Below are 14374 nucleotides of genomic sequence, written 5' to 3' on the forward strand. Positions count from 1 at the left end.
TCCCAAACAAAATCAACGAAAGGGAACTAAAATGATGCATTTCGGACGTTTTCGTATTCTCGCAGCCGGTGCAGCTCTTGCTGCAGTTATGGCTGCAAATCCGGCTTTGTCGGCAACACCTGCCGATACGCTCGTTCAGGCTTGGGCCATTGATGACACCATCACGCTCGATCCAGCTGAATCCTTTGAGCTGACGCCAGCAGAATTCATCGGCAACGCCTATGACATGCTGGTGCGTCTTGACTCCAACGACACATCCAAGGTTGTCCCAGGCGTGGCTGCAAGCTGGACCATTTCGGATGATGGTCTCACCTACACATTCAAGATGAAGCCAGACATCAAGTTCGCCTCTGGCAACCCATTGACCGCAAAAGACGTAGCCTACTCGTTCGAGCGCGCTGTCCGCCTCGACAAGAGCCCGGCTTTCATTCTGACCCAGTTCGGTCTCAATGGCGAGAATGTCACAGAAAATGCCAAGGCAGTTGACGATGCCACTTTCGTTCTAAAAGTCGACAAGGCTTATGCTCCAAGCTTCGTGCTGAACTGTCTTACCGCCACCATTGGCGCTGTTGTCGACCAGAAGCTGCTCGAAGAGCATTCCGTAAAGGTCACTCCAACCGACGATTATAAGTACGAAACCGACTATGCTGCAGCATGGCTTAAGACTGGCTATGCAGGTTCGGGTCCATTCAAGATCCGTGACTGGCGTGCAAACGAAGTCGTCGTTCTGGAACGCAACGACAATTACTATGGCGAAAAAGCGAAGCTCGCCCGCGTGTTCTATCGTCACGTCAAGGAAAGCGCCACACAGCGCCTGATGCTTGAATCGGGTGACGTCGATGTCGCACGCAATCTCGAACCGGGTGATCTGGAAGCCGTTCAGAAGAACAAGGATCTGGCTGTCGCCAGTGCTCCGAAGGGCACCGTCTATTACATTTCGCTCAACCAGAAAAACCCGAACCTGGCCAAGCCGGAAGTTCGCGAAGCCTTCAAGTATCTGGTTGATTACGATGCGATCGGCGCAACCCTCATCAAGGGTATTGGCGAAGTTCGCCAGACCTATCAGGCAAAGGGTGTTCTCGGCGCTCTCGAAGCTGCACCATACAAGCTCGACGTTGAAAAGGCGAAGGAACTGCTCGAAAAGGCAGGTCTTAAGGACGGCCTCTCAATTACCTTCGACGTTCGCAACACGCAGCCTGTCACCGGTATTGCTGAATCCTTCCAGCAGTCTGCTGCCAAAGCTGGCGTAAAGATCGACATCATTCCGGGCGATGGCAAGCAGACGCTGACCAAGTATCGTGCACGTAACCACGATCTCTATATCGGTCAGTGGGGCATGGACTATTGGGATCCGAACTCCAATGCTGAAGCCTTCACGTCGAACCCGGACAATGGCGACGATGCTTCCAACAAGACGCTTGCATGGCGCAATGCCTGGGACATTCCAGCGCTGACCGAAGAAACCAAGTCTGCGCTTCTGGAACGCGACAACGATAAGCGCGCCGCGATCTATCAGAAGCTTCAGCAGGAAGCCCTTGATCAGAGCCCATTCGTGATGCTCTTTCAGCAGACCGAAGTTGCCGGTGTTAGTGGCAGCGTGAAGGGCTACAAGCTCGGCCCAACATTCGACTCGAACTTCCTCGCACCGATCAGCAAAGACTGATCTGAAGAACGGTCAGACAATTGAGCACGACAACAACCGCAACTAAAAAGAGGGGCGCCCGACGGCGCTCCTCTTCCATCGCTTTAGCAGTCGCCAGCTTTCTGGTGATCGTAGCAACAACTTATCTTGGCCTTCTGGCCGTGACATTCTTCATTGGGCGCGTTGTCCCGATTGATCCTGTTCTGGCAATCGTCGGCGATCGCGCACCTGCGCATGTGGTTGAACGTGTGCGTCAGGAAATGGGCTTCAACCTGCCCTATTACCAGCAGTTTTACCTCTATGTGAAAGGTGTGCTGCAAGGCGACTTCGGAACATCTGTTCTGACCACAAATCCGGTCATGACCGATATTCGCCGCGTCTTCCCGGCGACCATGGAGCTTGCAACCATCGGCACGATTATCGGCGCGCTGTTCGGCATTCCATTGGGTGTTCTGGCGGCAGTCAAGCGCGGCAGCATCATCGACCAGATCGTGCGCATCATTGGCCTTGTTGGCTATTCAGTGCCGATTTTCTGGCTTGGCATGCTGGCCTTGCTGATTTTCTATGCCCGCCTTGGCTGGACGTCAGGCCCCGGCCGTATCGACATCACCTTTGAATATACGTTTACGCCGATTACCGGATTTTACGTAATCGACGCTATCATCCAGCGCGATTGGGAAGCCCTGCGCAACATCATCTCGCACCTTGTTCTGCCATCGGCGCTGCTTGGCTATTTCAGCCTCGCCTATATCAGCCGCATGACACGCTCGTTCATGCTCAATGAGCTTGAGCAGGAGTATATCATTGCAGCACGTGCCAAGGGCATTTCTGAAACGCGGATCATCTGGGGCCACGCTCTGCGCAATGCAGCCGTACCGCTCGTGACTGTGATTGTGCTTTCCTATGCTGGCCTGCTTGAAGGTTCGGTTCTGACCGAAACGATCTTTGCGTGGCCGGGCCTTGGTCTTTACATCACCAACTCGCTGCAAAACGCCGATATGAATGCCGTTCTGGGTGGTACTATTATCATCGGTTCGGTCTTTATCGCGCTCAACCTTGTGTCCGATCTCCTGTATCGGCTCCTTGATCCGAGGACGCGCGTAAGATGAGTCAAATGACAGACACTTCAAATCTTTCATGGCGCGAATGGCTGCTTTCCGAGCGTCCACAGTCCCGCATGCAAGCCCGCATGGGCCGCTCCTACATGATCTGGCGTCGTTTCACCGCGAACAAACTCGCAGTGATCGGCCTGATGATTATCGTCGCACTGGTTCTGGTTGCAGCATTTGCAAACGTGCTCGCACCGCATTCGCCGACGCAAGGCGATCTCGCCAATGCGCGTCTCCTGCCGCCCGGTACACCAGGTTATCTGCTTGGTACTGACGATCAGGGACGTGACATTCTCTCTCGCCTGATTTTCGGCTCCCGCATCACACTTTATGTGGTGCTGCTGGTTGCTGTCATTGCAGCGCCTATTGGCCTTTTGGTCGGTACAGTTGCAGGCTATGCAGGCGGTTGGGTCGATGCCGTTCTGATGCGCATAACCGATATTTTCCTTGCCTTCCCAAAGCTTATCTTGGCGCTCGCCTTCGTTGCAGCATTGGGACCGGGCATTGAAAACGCCATCATTGCAATCGCGATTACCTCTTGGCCGCCTTATGCACGTATTGCACGTGCAGAAACGCTGACCGTGCGCAATTCCGATTACATCTCCGCTGTTCGTCTGATGGGTGCTTCACCTTTCCGTATCGTTCTGCGTCACATCATGCCGCTCTGCACCTCTTCGCTGATCGTCCGTGTGACGCTTGATATGGCAGGTATCATCCTGACTGCGGCAGGCCTCGGGTTTCTTGGTCTCGGTGCGCAGCCGCCACTACCGGAATGGGGTGCAATGATTGCATCAGGTCGCCGTTTCATTCTCGACCAGTGGTGGGTTGCAGCCATGCCAGGTATCGCGATCCTCATCGTCAGCCTTGGCTTCAACTTCCTCGGCGACGGCCTGCGCGATGCACTCGATCCGCGGGGTAACAACCAATGAAGCCGCTTCTGACAGTTGATGATCTCCGCGTCACCTTCCCCACCCGTACCGGTGCGATTGAAGCCGTGCGCGGCGTGAGCTTTACGCTTGGCCGCGAACGTCTGGGCATCGTGGGTGAATCCGGTTCGGGCAAATCGCAAACCGGGCGTGCGATCATGGGGCTCACACCTCCGCACGCGCAGATCACTGCGAAGACGTTGCAGTTCGACGGCATCGATCTGCTGAACATCTCTGCACGGGAGCGTCGCGCATTGCGCGGCGGTCGCGTTGCCATGGTGCTTCAGGACCCGAAATACTCGCTCAATCCGGTTATGACGATCGGCAGGCAAGTTGCCGAGACGCTCAAGGCTCACGGTAAGTATAGCAGCGGTGAAATTCGCAAGCGTTCGATTTCAATGCTTGAAGCTGTACAAATTCGTGATGCTGAGCGCGTGATGAAGCTCTATCCGCACGAAGTTTCAGGCGGCATGGGGCAGCGTGTTATGATTGCCATGATGCTCGTTGCAGAACCTGAATTGCTGATTGCCGATGAACCGACATCGGCACTTGACGTGACGGTTCAGCTCGAAGTGCTGGGCATTCTCGACAAGCTGGTAGCGGAACGCGGTATGGGGTTGATTTTCATCAGTCATGATCTGCGTCTCGTTTCATCCTTCTGCGACCGCGTTATCGTCATGTATGCAGGCAAGATCGTTGAAGAGATTGCAGCAAGCGATCTCGCCAACGCGAAACACCCCTATACGCAAGGACTGCTGAATTGCATGCCCAAGATCGGAGCGGATCAACATCCCCTGCCTACCTTGCAGCGTCAGGAGGCATGGCGGCTATGAGCACTGCATCAGCACTCAGCGTTGATAAGGTCGACGTATTCTTCGATCATTTCCATGCATTGAAGTCAGTCAGTATCGAAGTGGCGCGCGGCGAGTCCTATGGGCTCGTTGGCGAATCCGGTTCCGGAAAATCCACACTGCTGCGCGCAGTGGCAGGGCTTGCACCCATTGATGACGGCGAAGTCCGCATTGATGGGAATATGCTCAAGACACCGCGTGACAAGGCGTTTTACCGCACTGTGCAAATGGTGTTTCAGGACCCTTATGGCTCCCTTCACCCGCGCCAGACAGTCGACCGCCTTTTGCTCGAACCACTCGCCATTCATGGCGTGGAAGACAGCGAAAAGCGTATTGTCCGCGCACTGGATGAAGTGGGCCTGGGTTCAGGCTTCCGCTTCCGCTATCCGCATCAGCTGTCGGGTGGCCAACGACAGCGTATCGCTATTGCACGCGCATTGATTGTCGAACCAAGCATCCTGCTTCTCGATGAACCAACCTCGGCGCTTGATGCTTCCGTTCAGGCGGAAGTGCTAAACCTGCTTGAACAGGTACGCCGTGATCGCAAGCTGACCTTTGTAATGGTGAGCCATGATCTGGGAGTCGTCACCCATATGTGTGATCGGCTCGCCGTTATGCGCAATGGCGAAGTTGTGGAACAGCTTGAGGCATCAGACCTCGTAAATGGCAATATCAACGCCGATTATACAAAGAACCTGATGCGAGCCAGCGAAGGCTTCAAGCGCTAAAATGAAGGGGACCGCAAGGTCCCCTTTTTATTGGAGCATAATCCGACCGGAGTGAAACGCGCTCTAACTGCTTATTTTAACGCGCATCTTGCCCGAAAACCGTTTCACACTTTTTGGGACACGCTCTAATCATCCGAGCCGCGGCGCGCATTGTCGCCATCCTGACCGCGCCGCCAATAAGCAACAATCAATTGCTTGTCCTTCGGGATGTTTCGTTCTTTGCGCATATAGGTGCGGATCGAACGGAACGCGTTGAACTCGCACCCCGCCCAAACATAGATGCTCTCTTCGCCTTCTGGCAGCTCCACGGCGCGGACCGCATCCTGCAGAAGCGTCGTTGTGCCTGCTTCAGCTCCCTTGCGATGCAGCCATTGCAGGTCCACATCGGCGCGGGACTGAATGGCCTGTTCTTCCGCCTCACTGTCGATCTCGACACGGACGACCGCCTTGGCACCTTCCGGAAGGCGCTCCAGAATACGGCCAATCGCCGGAAGTGCGGTCTCATCACCAGCCAGCAGATACCAATTCGCATCATCAGCAGCATCACCGCCGCCGGGGCCTGTCATACCGACAATATCGCCGGGCTTGGCGCTGATCGCCCAGCCGGAACCCGGGGCATTGCAGTCATCGCCATGAACAACCATGTCGATATCCACCCAACCTGCCTTGGCATCGATCTGGCGGATCGTATAAACACGTGTCGCAAGTTTGGCATCACCATCTGGCCAGACAGGGCGACCATCTTCGCCCGATACGGGCCATTGCGGCTTGGCGAGGCTCTTTGGCGGAAACAGCAAGCGAATATGCAGACCCGTGTGGGCGAAGCGAGCAAGCTCGTTACCTTTTAAACGTACGCGACGCATATGCGGCGTAACATTGCTGACGGCAACGACCTGCATTTCACGGAAATAAGGTAGCGGCAAACCAGCGGCACCGTCACCTTCCCAGATGATCTTTGGCTTCGGACTTCCTTTGTCAAGAAATTCGAGCACATGTTCGGCGATGGAATATTTCATATAGGCGAGACCGGTTTCATCACCGCTCTTTACGTCAACGCTGACGACCTCGTCGTCCCACTGCACATCTGCCTGACCAAAGCTCAGGACCAGCTTTGCGCTGCTCTCCTGCCGTTGTACGTCAGCATGTTCAACAAAATGATCCAGCAACTGATTAACGATGCGATCAGGATTGCTGAGTGCGATGCGGGTATTGGCGTTCAGGCTCAGATCAGACATGCCTGCTCTCCTATATTTAAACGGTGAGCAAGCCTTACCTGAATGTAAGATGACAATACAAGTCATCTTTTCTCGATCAGCGCGGTTTGATGCCGCAATAAATTGTGACGGGTAAAGCCTGGCGCCATGCATCAAATGAACCAAGAGCGCCTGCTTGTGCGACCTGCAGCCGCGTAAGCTCCCCCTCATGCTGTTGTCGCCAGTTGAAAAGCTGCATTTCGCTCTGCAATGTCACCGCATTGGCAATCAGTCGGCCGCCGGGTTTCAGCGCCGCCCAGCAGGCCTCGATCACACCTTCATCCGTAACACCGCCGCCGATGAAAATCGCGTCAGGCGCTTCAAGCCCGTTTAGCGCTCCGGGTGCTTCGCCTTTTATCAGCTGTAAGCCGGGCACGCCCAGCGCGCGCGCATTGCGCTCAATCATGCCTTGCCGGTTTTCATCAGCCTCAATAGAAATGGCGCGGCACGACGAATGAACACGCATCCATTCAATGCCAATAGAACCGCAACCTGCGCCGACATCCCAGAGAAGTTGCTCCGGAAGGGGCTGCAACCGCGAGAGCGTCACGGCACGAATATCGCGTTTGGTCAGCTGACCGTCATTTTCAAAAGCTGCATCGGGCAATCCGCTGACGGCTGAGAAAACAACAGAATCTGACGCAGCGATGCATTCAATTGCCAGAACATTGAGATCGGCGCAGTTCTCCTGTGACCAGTCTTCCGCCCGACCGCTGATGCACTTTTCCTTTGGCCCACCCAAATGTTCAAGCACCGTCAGACGGCTTTGACCGAAGCCTTTGCCGTTCAGAAGCTTGGCGGCTTTTGCAGGTGTTGTGCCATCATTGCTGAGCACAAGAATTTTCTCTCCCGGCAGAACATGTGGTGCCAGCAATTCTAACGGACGCCCATGCACGCTGACCGTACGCACCTCTTGCAATGCCCATGCCATACGGCTCGCCGCCAGCGACAATGAGGATGGAAACGGGATGATCTGCATATCTTGTGACGAGAAATGACGGCTCAGAGATGCGCCCATGCCAAAAAACATCGGATCGCCGCTTGCCAGAACCACAACCTGCCTGCCGCGCTGCGCCTCGATCATCGGAAACGAATTGTCGAACGGAGATGGCCATGAAACTCGCTCGGCTTTGGCCTCATCATCGAGAAAAGCCAGATGACGCTTGCCGCCGAAAATGACGTCCGCATTGACGAGCGCGTTGCGGGCATTTTTACCAAGGCCCGCCAATCCATCTTCACCAATACCGATAACTGTCAACCAGCAGCTCATAAGCGTTGCTCCTTTTTTCCGTTCGTATGGCGGCGCAGTAGCAAGTGCAAGCACGAAGGCGTATAAGGCCAATATGTTGAGCCAGCAAAGCAGCCAAACCGACGCGAGCAGACCCGACCGGCGCAATGCCTGCCCCGGCTTGTCACGCATGGTCATGGCTAAAGATGGGGCAATTGCCCGCATCAAGCTTCCCTTGGGAAGGATCAGCGCTTCCAAAGCACATGTTTTGGCCGAAATTGCTCAAGAGTTTGGAAACTGCACGGTCGAACTTTCGATTCGCTCAAACGTACAAATACGCGGCATTGCACCCGCCAATTGGGCTAAGGCAATTACAGCGCTCTATGATGCCGGTTTTGGTGCAGACAATCCGTCTGCCGATGACATTCGCAATGTGATGGTAAGCCCCACCGCATCAATCGATCAGGCACAGCTTGCCGATACCTCCGGCCTTGCGACTTCGTTGCTGACAATGCTTGAAAGCGCCGAAAAATATCACGCATTATCACCAAAATTTTCTTTCCAGATTGATGGCGGCGAAAATTGCGCGATGATTTCACATACGGGTGATATCTGGCTCTCGGCAATGGACGATGGCGCACATTACGTGTTCGGCCTGGCGTCGTCGCCGGATACCCAGCCTGTCGGCATGATCACACAAACGCAAGCGCTCTCGTTGATCGAAGCCCTGCTTGATCTGTTTCAAAGCCGCGCCGGAGCAGGCGTGGCACGGATGAAGCACCTATTTGAAACCTTACCGCGGGATCGATTCTTGCGAGAGCTGCCTTTTGAGTTCTCTCCCGTACCAAGCTGGGAACGAAAGCCGACAAAACCCTTCTCATGGCTCGGGACACACTTGCAGAATGACGGACGATTTTATGTAGGCGCAATGCCACTTCTCGGAAGATTGCAGACGGAACAATTGCATAAGCTGGCCCGGCTTGCGGAGAGCGTGAATGGCGGCGAAATTCGCCTCACACCATGGCAAGGCATTCTCCTGCCAAACATCGGGCAAGCAGACTGCAACCGGGCCTCAGCCAGATTGAACGAACTGGGGTTGGCAACGTCACCAGAAGCCCCACAAGCACGCCTTCGGGCCTGTTCCGGTTCAACCGGCTGTGCTTCCGCCCTTGCTGACACTTTGACCGACTCTCAACATCTCGCAGATTTGCTGATTTCCGGCAACAAACAGGTCCATGTTACGGGTTGCGCCAAATCCTGCGCAGCGCTTTCTCCTCTGCCACACACGCTTTTGGCGCGTTCGCATGGTCATTATGATCTCTTTTCGCAAGACAGTGCTGGACCATCGCGTTTCGGGCAGCTATTGGCCTCAAACGTCACTATTGACGAGGCTGCGTTTATTTTGAACGCCCGGAATCTATAAGAGTGTATCCCGAACAGTGCGAAACAGTTCTCGGGCAAGATGCGCGTTAAACAACAGGTAGAGCGGACGCCATGACAGACTATATCCGCGACGGACAGGCCATTTATGACCGCTCCTTCGCCATCATCCGTTCTGAGGCCGATCTGAGCCGCATTCCCGCCGATCTCGAAAAGCTTGCCGTACGCGTTGCCCACGCATCCGGTATGGTTGATATTGTTGAAGACCTCGTCTTTTCGAATGACGCAGGGCACGCCGGGCGCGACGCTCTTCTCAAAGGCGCTCCGATCCTCTGCGATGCACGCATGGTCGCAGAAGGCATTACCCGCTCACGTCTGCCAGCCAATAATGAAGTCATCTGCACATTGAACGATCCATCCGTGCCGGAACTGGCAGCGAGGATCGGCAACACGCGCTCTGCAGCAGCGCTCGGTCTCTGGCTTCCACATCTTGAAGGCAGCATAGTTGCAATCGGCAATGCACCGACCGCCCTCTTCCGCCTGTTTGAAATGCTCGACAATGGCGCGCCGAAACCTGCGCTTATCATCGGCATGCCGGTCGGCTTTGTGGGCGCTGCCGAATCCAAAGACGAACTGGCTGAAAACAGCCGTGGTGTCCCTTTCGTCATCGTGCGCGGACGTCGTGGTGGCAGCGCCATGACCGCAGCTGCCGTCAATGCACTTGCTTCGGAGCGCGAATAATGGCGCAAAAAGGTAAGCTTTATGGTCTGGGCGTCGGTCCCGGCGATCCTGAACTCATCACGCTCAAAGCGCTTCGACTGCTCAAATCTGCCCCTGTGGTCGCCTACCACGCAGCCAAGGGCAAAAAGGGCAACGCACTGACGATTGTCGAAACCTATCTGTCTTCAGAACAGACTTTGGTTCCACTCATCTATCCGGTGACGACAGAGAAACTGCCCGCTCATATGGACTACGAGCAGATCGTCAGCGATTTCTACAGCGAGATCACGAGCACAATCGCAAGCCATCTCGATGCGGGTCGTGACGTGGCGGTGATTGCCGAGGGCGATCCATTCTTCTACGGCTCGTTCATGTATATTCACGACCGATTGGCCGAAAAATACGAAACGGAAGTCGTGCCCGGCGTTTGCTCGGTCTTGGGTGCCGCCGCCGTACTTGGTGCACCGCTCGTCTATCGCAATCAGACGCTTTCGATCCTCTCCGGCGTCATGAGCGCGGAAGAGCTCAAAAAACGTCTTGCTGGCACCGAGGCCGCAGCTATCATGAAACTCGGCAAAAATCTCGACAAGGTTCGCAACGTCCTGACTGAGCTTGGGCTGATGGATCGCGCGCTCTATATCGAGCGCGCAACTATGCAGAACCAGCGCATTGCGCCCTTGGCGGAAGTCAGCGGCAGCGATTGCCCTTATTTCTCGATCATTCTCGTTCCGGGCAGCAAGTGGAACGGCGCATGAAAGCGGCCATTCTCGTTCTAGGTGAAGCTGCAATTTCTACCGCGCGCAAAATACAGTCTGCGCTTGGAAATGCGGAAGTTCTCGGGCTGGAAAGTCGCGTTACCAGTGCGGACAAGCGTTTCACGCATTTCGGCGACACGATACGTATGCTTTACGAGGAAGGCCGTCCAATCATCGCATTGTGCGCCGCTGGCATCGTTATCCGCGCGCTTGCATCCCTTCTGCAAAACAAACGGATAGAGCCGCCGGTTCTGGCCGTTGCAGAAGACGGCAGTGCTGTCGTGCCGTTGCTTGGTGGCCTTTCTGGCGTCAATGATGTGGCGCGAACAATCGCTCACGCGCTCGCAGTAGCCCCTGCAATCACCACGACGGGCGAGCTCCGCTTTGGTATCAATCTGTTACACCCGCCCGCAGAATTGACTCTCGCCAATCCTGAATCCGTCAAGACCTTCATGTCCGATCTGCTGGCTGGAAAAACTCTATGCCTCAATGGGCAGTCTCGCTGGCTCACAACATCAAAATTACCGTTCTCTGATAATGGGCAACTCACAATCAGCATCACGCCTGAAACGCGCGCGCCGCAGGCAAATGAGCTGGTCTATCATCCCCGAACAATTGCTATTGCAATCGAAAAGCCGACAGAAGACCTGACAAGCCTGATCGGGCAAGCACTTGATCATGCTGGCTTATCCAGGGATTCCCTCGCCTTGCTTCTCGCTCACGAAAGAGATTGCGAGTCACTGCATATTCATCAGGTAGCACAGGCACTCAAAACACCATTGCGCTTTGTGACAGGCAATGCCGATCTTGCGATGGCCTCTGTAGAAAACCCTGTTCAGTGCATTAGGGACGAAAAACTGACACTGGCTGTCGCACCTTCACCGGCCGATGTTCTCTTCATCGGGCGCAAGCGTGGCAAGCTGACTGTGGTTGGCCTTGGCCCCGGCGCACGAGACCTGATGACACCCGCTGTCCAGCGCGATCTGGAACAGGCCGAAGATGTGCTTGGCTATGAAACCTATGTGCGCATGGCTGGCCCGTTCCGGGACGACCAGATCATCCATATGACCGACAATCGCGAGGAAATGCAGCGTGCACGCCATGCATTTGAACTCGCGGCTTCAGGCCGTGATGTGGTGATGGTATCGTCAGGCGATCCGGGCGTATTTGCCATGGCAGCAGCGGTTGTCGAAGCACTGCATGAATCATCCGATCCGTCATGGCATGGTGTTGAGCTGGTCATCCAGCCCGGCATTTCGGCGGCGATGGCTGCGGCTTCCCGTATCGGCGCGCCGCTTGGGCACGATTTCTGCATCATCTCGCTTTCCGACAATCTCAAGCCTTGGGATGTGATCGAGAAACGTCTGGCGCTGGCAGCACAAGCCGATCTGGCCATGGCTTTCTACAATCCTATTTCCAAAGCTCGCCCGCATCAGCTCGGTCGTGCACTGGAAATTCTCCGGCAATATCGTAATGCTGAAACGCCCGTCGTGCTTGGCCGCGATATTGGCAGACCTGCGGAAACAACCCGCGTTCTTTCGCTGTCGCAACTCACACCCGATGATGTAGACATGCGAACTGTGGTGATTGTCGGCTCGTCCCACACTGTTCGTTTTCCGCGAGCAGAGGGCGGAGAATGGGTCTATACGCCGCGATGGTATGGCGAAAAACCGGACAAATGAACAGAAACAGAAAGGCAGGGAAATCCCTGCCTTTTTCGTATGTTATGAAGTTTTATTGAATCACTTCTTCTTCGACTTCTTCGGTGCAGCTGGCGCAACCGATGCGGCCTGAGCAGCAGCAGCTTCAGCAGCGACCTGATCTGCGCTCTTTGGTGAAGTATCGATAACCGAGCGAACCGAACCGTTCGCAGAAACCTGACAAACTGCTGTGCGCAGATCGACCTTCAGATCAACATCTGTACCGCCGCCAGCACCCGGGCGGGAGTTAACCGCGCTGATGACACGTTCAGGCAAGAAATACTTGTTGGCAGCAGCGGTAATGCAAGGCTGGACCAGCGAAGAATCAACCGTTGCGGTCGGAACGAAACGTGGCAGCGATATGGTCGACGCAGTGACCGGTGCCTCGGACTTGCCGGGAACCGTCGCATTTTGCGTGGTTGTCGTACAAGCGGCAGCCAATGGAGCCAGCATGGCAATGACAAAAAAACGGGCTCCGATGCGGGTGCGTCCGTACATGATCAACCTCTTACGATCTGCTGATTAGGTAAAATTTTAACTGAGATAACTATTCGCTTTTGACGGATTGTCGAGTGGCAGGAAGGCCACATTGCCAGTTTTTCGATTCACATCCACAAAAGCATCATCATTGTTTCGCGAATATCCAGTTCAACATCTCACGCCAATCGCTCATTCGTATCGGCGTTCCATGATTGCCACTTTCGAAGCGTCGGAACTGAACAGGATATCCGGGAACATTCTTGCGTATGTCGCGATAAAAGGCTTCCTGCTTGTCAATTGCGAAAACCGGATCACGACTGCCATGCCCGAAAAATACCGGCACGCGTTTCTTGAACGCAGGTGATTTGAAAAAATCACTATCCCACAATGATCCCAACAAGATCAGACCAGCAAGCTGATTGGCCGCCTTCTCATTCAAAGCAATACGCCAGCAGAGAGCACCACCCTGCGACCCACAAGCAAGGACGAGCGGGGCCGATGGCGACGTTGCCTTTGCAGCTTCAATAAGTCCCGCAATCTGCGCTTCACCTGTCGTCGCAAAATCCTTGAAGTCCGGCGTCAGATAAAGCCCGCCATTGAGCGCAGCTAAATTCTTCACACGGTTGAAATTACCGCCGAAAGTAAAATCATTCATCCCCTGCAGGCGGTTACCACCGCGCCCATGCAGATAGATGACGATAAAAGCCGCCCCTTGCTGCTTTCCAGCAGCCATGGCCTTTACCGGACCCGCCGCCGTCTGAAAGACGACATCTTTCTGGTAAGCACGCGCTTTCAGCGAAACATAGGCGTCTTTAACGCGCTTTTCGGGCACAGCATCGCGGCCATTGATGTCACGCATTTCATTGTAATCAATGACTTTATAATCGCCATTGTCAGCGCTGCTCAAAACACCCGGATAGGCAAAATAACTGTCTTTGAAAGGTGGAAGCGGTCCTTGTGCGAGGGCTGAACTGCCGAATGTCAGCAAAAGCCCTGCAATTAATCCAATCCGTTTGTGCATCACCCCTCCCAAAAGCACATTCAAAGCTCAAGCGTATGATAACGACGATTGAGATAGATCAGTGCCTCTTCATCTGCATTGGAGCGCAATCCCACCACTTCACCAAACAAAACGTGGTGTGTGGAATGATCCTGCACACTGACAACCCGGCAATCGAAAACCGCCAACGCACCTCTCAGCGTCGGCGCACCCGTCGCAAGCACGTCCCACGCGGCGAGTTCAAAGCGCTCATCCTGCGTAAGGCCGATACGGCCCGAAAAGGCATCCGCAAGCTGCTGGTGTGATCCTGCCAGCGTATTGACCGCAAAAACCGCATTCTTGATGAAAAGCAGGTTATCCTCATGCATTTTCTGCAAGCAGATCAGCAGAGTCGGAGGATTATCCGAGACCGAGCAAGAAGCTGTCAGAGTAAGTCCACGTCTTCCAGCAGAACCGGCTGTGGTTACAACCTGTACCGCGCCCGCATAATGGCTCATCGCATCACGATAAGTCTTCGGTTCTACCGGCACAGTATTTGAGGTGATGTTTTTATCTGTTTGCACGTCAGCAAGCATCCGTATTGTCTGACAGGCTTCCACAGA

14 protein-coding genes are annotated in these 14374 nt (G+C 54.7%); 9 read left to right on the top strand and 5 right to left on the bottom strand.

What is annotated here, in order from left to right; genetic code table 11:
- Positions 1 to 31 precede the first annotated feature (31 nt).
- The 5 genes from ACSME1_RS02190 to ACSME1_RS02210 are packed head-to-tail and all read left to right on the top strand — an operon-like array spanning position 32 to position 5256.
- Entirely contained in the window at positions 32 to 1663 is a 1632-nt protein-coding gene (locus ACSME1_RS02190) for an ABC transporter substrate-binding protein (RefSeq protein ID WP_105705823.1), read from the top strand.
- A gap of 20 nt (positions 1664 to 1683) precedes the next feature.
- On the top strand, positions 1684 to 2751 hold the full coding sequence (locus tag ACSME1_RS02195) for an ABC transporter permease (RefSeq protein ID WP_105705821.1): 1068 nt from the start codon (positions 1684 to 1686) through the stop codon (positions 2749 to 2751).
- Positions 2748 to 3680, top strand: coding sequence for an ABC transporter permease (locus ACSME1_RS02200; protein WP_105705820.1), 933 nt, complete (start codon positions 2748 to 2750; stop codon positions 3678 to 3680). The genes ACSME1_RS02195 and ACSME1_RS02200 overlap by 4 nt, the downstream gene beginning before the upstream one ends.
- Positions 3677 to 4510 (top strand): ABC transporter ATP-binding protein, encoded by an 834-nt coding sequence (locus ACSME1_RS02205; protein ID WP_024898947.1) that lies wholly within the window; start codon positions 3677 to 3679, stop codon positions 4508 to 4510. The genes ACSME1_RS02200 and ACSME1_RS02205 overlap by 4 nt, the downstream gene beginning before the upstream one ends.
- Complete coding sequence (locus ACSME1_RS02210; protein ID WP_024898946.1) at positions 4507 to 5256, top strand: ABC transporter ATP-binding protein; 750 nt, start codon at positions 4507 to 4509, stop codon at positions 5254 to 5256. Before ACSME1_RS02205 ends, ACSME1_RS02210 begins: the two co-directional genes overlap by 4 nt.
- Positions 5257 to 5381: 125 nt before the next feature.
- Here ACSME1_RS02210 and ACSME1_RS02215 read toward each other — a convergent pair whose 3' ends face one another.
- Positions 5382 to 6491, bottom strand: a complete 1110-nt coding sequence (locus ACSME1_RS02215) for a siderophore-interacting protein (protein ID WP_105705818.1) — start codon at positions 6489 to 6491, stop codon at positions 5382 to 5384.
- Positions 6492 to 6567: 76 nt separating this feature from the next.
- Positions 6568 to 7779: a precorrin-6y C5,15-methyltransferase (decarboxylating) subunit CbiE gene (cbiE, locus tag ACSME1_RS02220; protein WP_105705817.1), complete on the bottom strand. Its 1212-nt coding sequence runs from the start codon at positions 7777 to 7779 to the stop codon at positions 6568 to 6570.
- A 73-nt stretch (positions 7780 to 7852) separates the two neighbouring features.
- Between cbiE and cobG the strand changes: the two genes are divergently transcribed.
- The 4 genes from cobG (at position 7853) to cobJ (ending at position 12274) form a co-directional block, all read left to right on the top strand.
- A complete protein-coding gene (cobG, locus tag ACSME1_RS02225) occupies positions 7853 to 9160 on the top strand; it encodes a precorrin-3B synthase (RefSeq protein WP_024898943.1) in 1308 nt (435 codons plus the stop codon).
- A 71-nt stretch (positions 9161 to 9231) separates the two neighbouring features.
- Positions 9232 to 9858 (top strand): precorrin-8X methylmutase, encoded by a 627-nt coding sequence (locus ACSME1_RS02230; RefSeq protein WP_024898942.1) that lies wholly within the window; start codon positions 9232 to 9234, stop codon positions 9856 to 9858.
- Positions 9858 to 10592, top strand: coding sequence for a precorrin-2 C(20)-methyltransferase (locus ACSME1_RS02235; protein WP_024898941.1), 735 nt, complete (start codon positions 9858 to 9860; stop codon positions 10590 to 10592). The genes ACSME1_RS02230 and ACSME1_RS02235 overlap by 1 nt, the downstream gene beginning before the upstream one ends.
- Positions 10589 to 12274: a precorrin-3B C(17)-methyltransferase gene (gene cobJ, locus ACSME1_RS02240; protein ID WP_024898940.1), complete on the top strand. Its 1686-nt coding sequence runs from the start codon at positions 10589 to 10591 to the stop codon at positions 12272 to 12274. The genes ACSME1_RS02235 and cobJ overlap by 4 nt, the downstream gene beginning before the upstream one ends.
- A gap of 60 nt (positions 12275 to 12334) precedes the next feature.
- Here the strand turns inward: cobJ and ACSME1_RS02245 are convergent, their stop codons facing one another.
- The 3 genes from ACSME1_RS02245 to ACSME1_RS02255 all read right to left on the bottom strand — a co-directional run bounded on the left by ACSME1_RS02245 (position 12335) and on the right by ACSME1_RS02255 (position 14335).
- Positions 12335 to 12790, bottom strand: a complete 456-nt coding sequence (locus tag ACSME1_RS02245) for a hypothetical protein (protein WP_105705816.1) — start codon at positions 12788 to 12790, stop codon at positions 12335 to 12337.
- Between the two features lie 127 nt (positions 12791 to 12917).
- Positions 12918 to 13793 (bottom strand): alpha/beta hydrolase, encoded by an 876-nt coding sequence (locus ACSME1_RS02250; protein WP_036567743.1) that lies wholly within the window; start codon positions 13791 to 13793, stop codon positions 12918 to 12920.
- Positions 13794 to 13813: 20 nt separating this feature from the next.
- Positions 13814 to 14335 carry a flavin reductase gene (locus tag ACSME1_RS02255; RefSeq protein ID WP_024898937.1) on the bottom strand — a complete coding sequence of 174 codons (522 nt, stop codon included), beginning with the start codon at positions 14333 to 14335 and terminating at the stop codon, positions 13814 to 13816.
- Positions 14336 to 14374 lie beyond the last annotated feature (39 nt).

The sequence above is a fragment of the Brucella pituitosa genome (assembly GCF_965577835.1).
Lineage (GTDB): Bacteria > Pseudomonadota > Alphaproteobacteria > Rhizobiales > Rhizobiaceae > Brucella > Brucella pituitosa.

Coding starts and splice junctions, on each gene's coding strand:
- ACSME1_RS02245 (WP_105705816.1), bottom strand. CDS start 12,790: ATGTACGGACGCACCCGCATCGGAGCCCGTTTTTTTGTCATTGCCATG.
- ACSME1_RS02205 (WP_024898947.1), top strand. CDS start 3,677: ATGAAGCCGCTTCTGACAGTTGATGATCTCCGCGTCACCTTCCCCACC.
- cobJ (WP_024898940.1), top strand. CDS start 10,589: ATGAAAGCGGCCATTCTCGTTCTAGGTGAAGCTGCAATTTCTACCGCG.
- ACSME1_RS02210 (WP_024898946.1), top strand. CDS start 4,507: ATGAGCACTGCATCAGCACTCAGCGTTGATAAGGTCGACGTATTCTTC.
- ACSME1_RS02215 (WP_105705818.1), bottom strand. CDS start 6,491: ATGTCTGATCTGAGCCTGAACGCCAATACCCGCATCGCACTCAGCAAT.
- ACSME1_RS02250 (WP_036567743.1), bottom strand. CDS start 13,793: ATGCACAAACGGATTGGATTAATTGCAGGGCTTTTGCTGACATTCGGC.
- ACSME1_RS02200 (WP_105705820.1), top strand. CDS start 2,748: ATGAGTCAAATGACAGACACTTCAAATCTTTCATGGCGCGAATGGCTG.
- ACSME1_RS02235 (WP_024898941.1), top strand. CDS start 9,858: ATGGCGCAAAAAGGTAAGCTTTATGGTCTGGGCGTCGGTCCCGGCGAT.
- cbiE (WP_105705817.1), bottom strand. CDS start 7,779: ATGAGCTGCTGGTTGACAGTTATCGGTATTGGTGAAGATGGATTGGCG.
- ACSME1_RS02190 (WP_105705823.1), top strand. CDS start 32: ATGATGCATTTCGGACGTTTTCGTATTCTCGCAGCCGGTGCAGCTCTT.
- cobG (WP_024898943.1), top strand. CDS start 7,853: ATGTTGAGCCAGCAAAGCAGCCAAACCGACGCGAGCAGACCCGACCGG.
- ACSME1_RS02230 (WP_024898942.1), top strand. CDS start 9,232: ATGACAGACTATATCCGCGACGGACAGGCCATTTATGACCGCTCCTTC.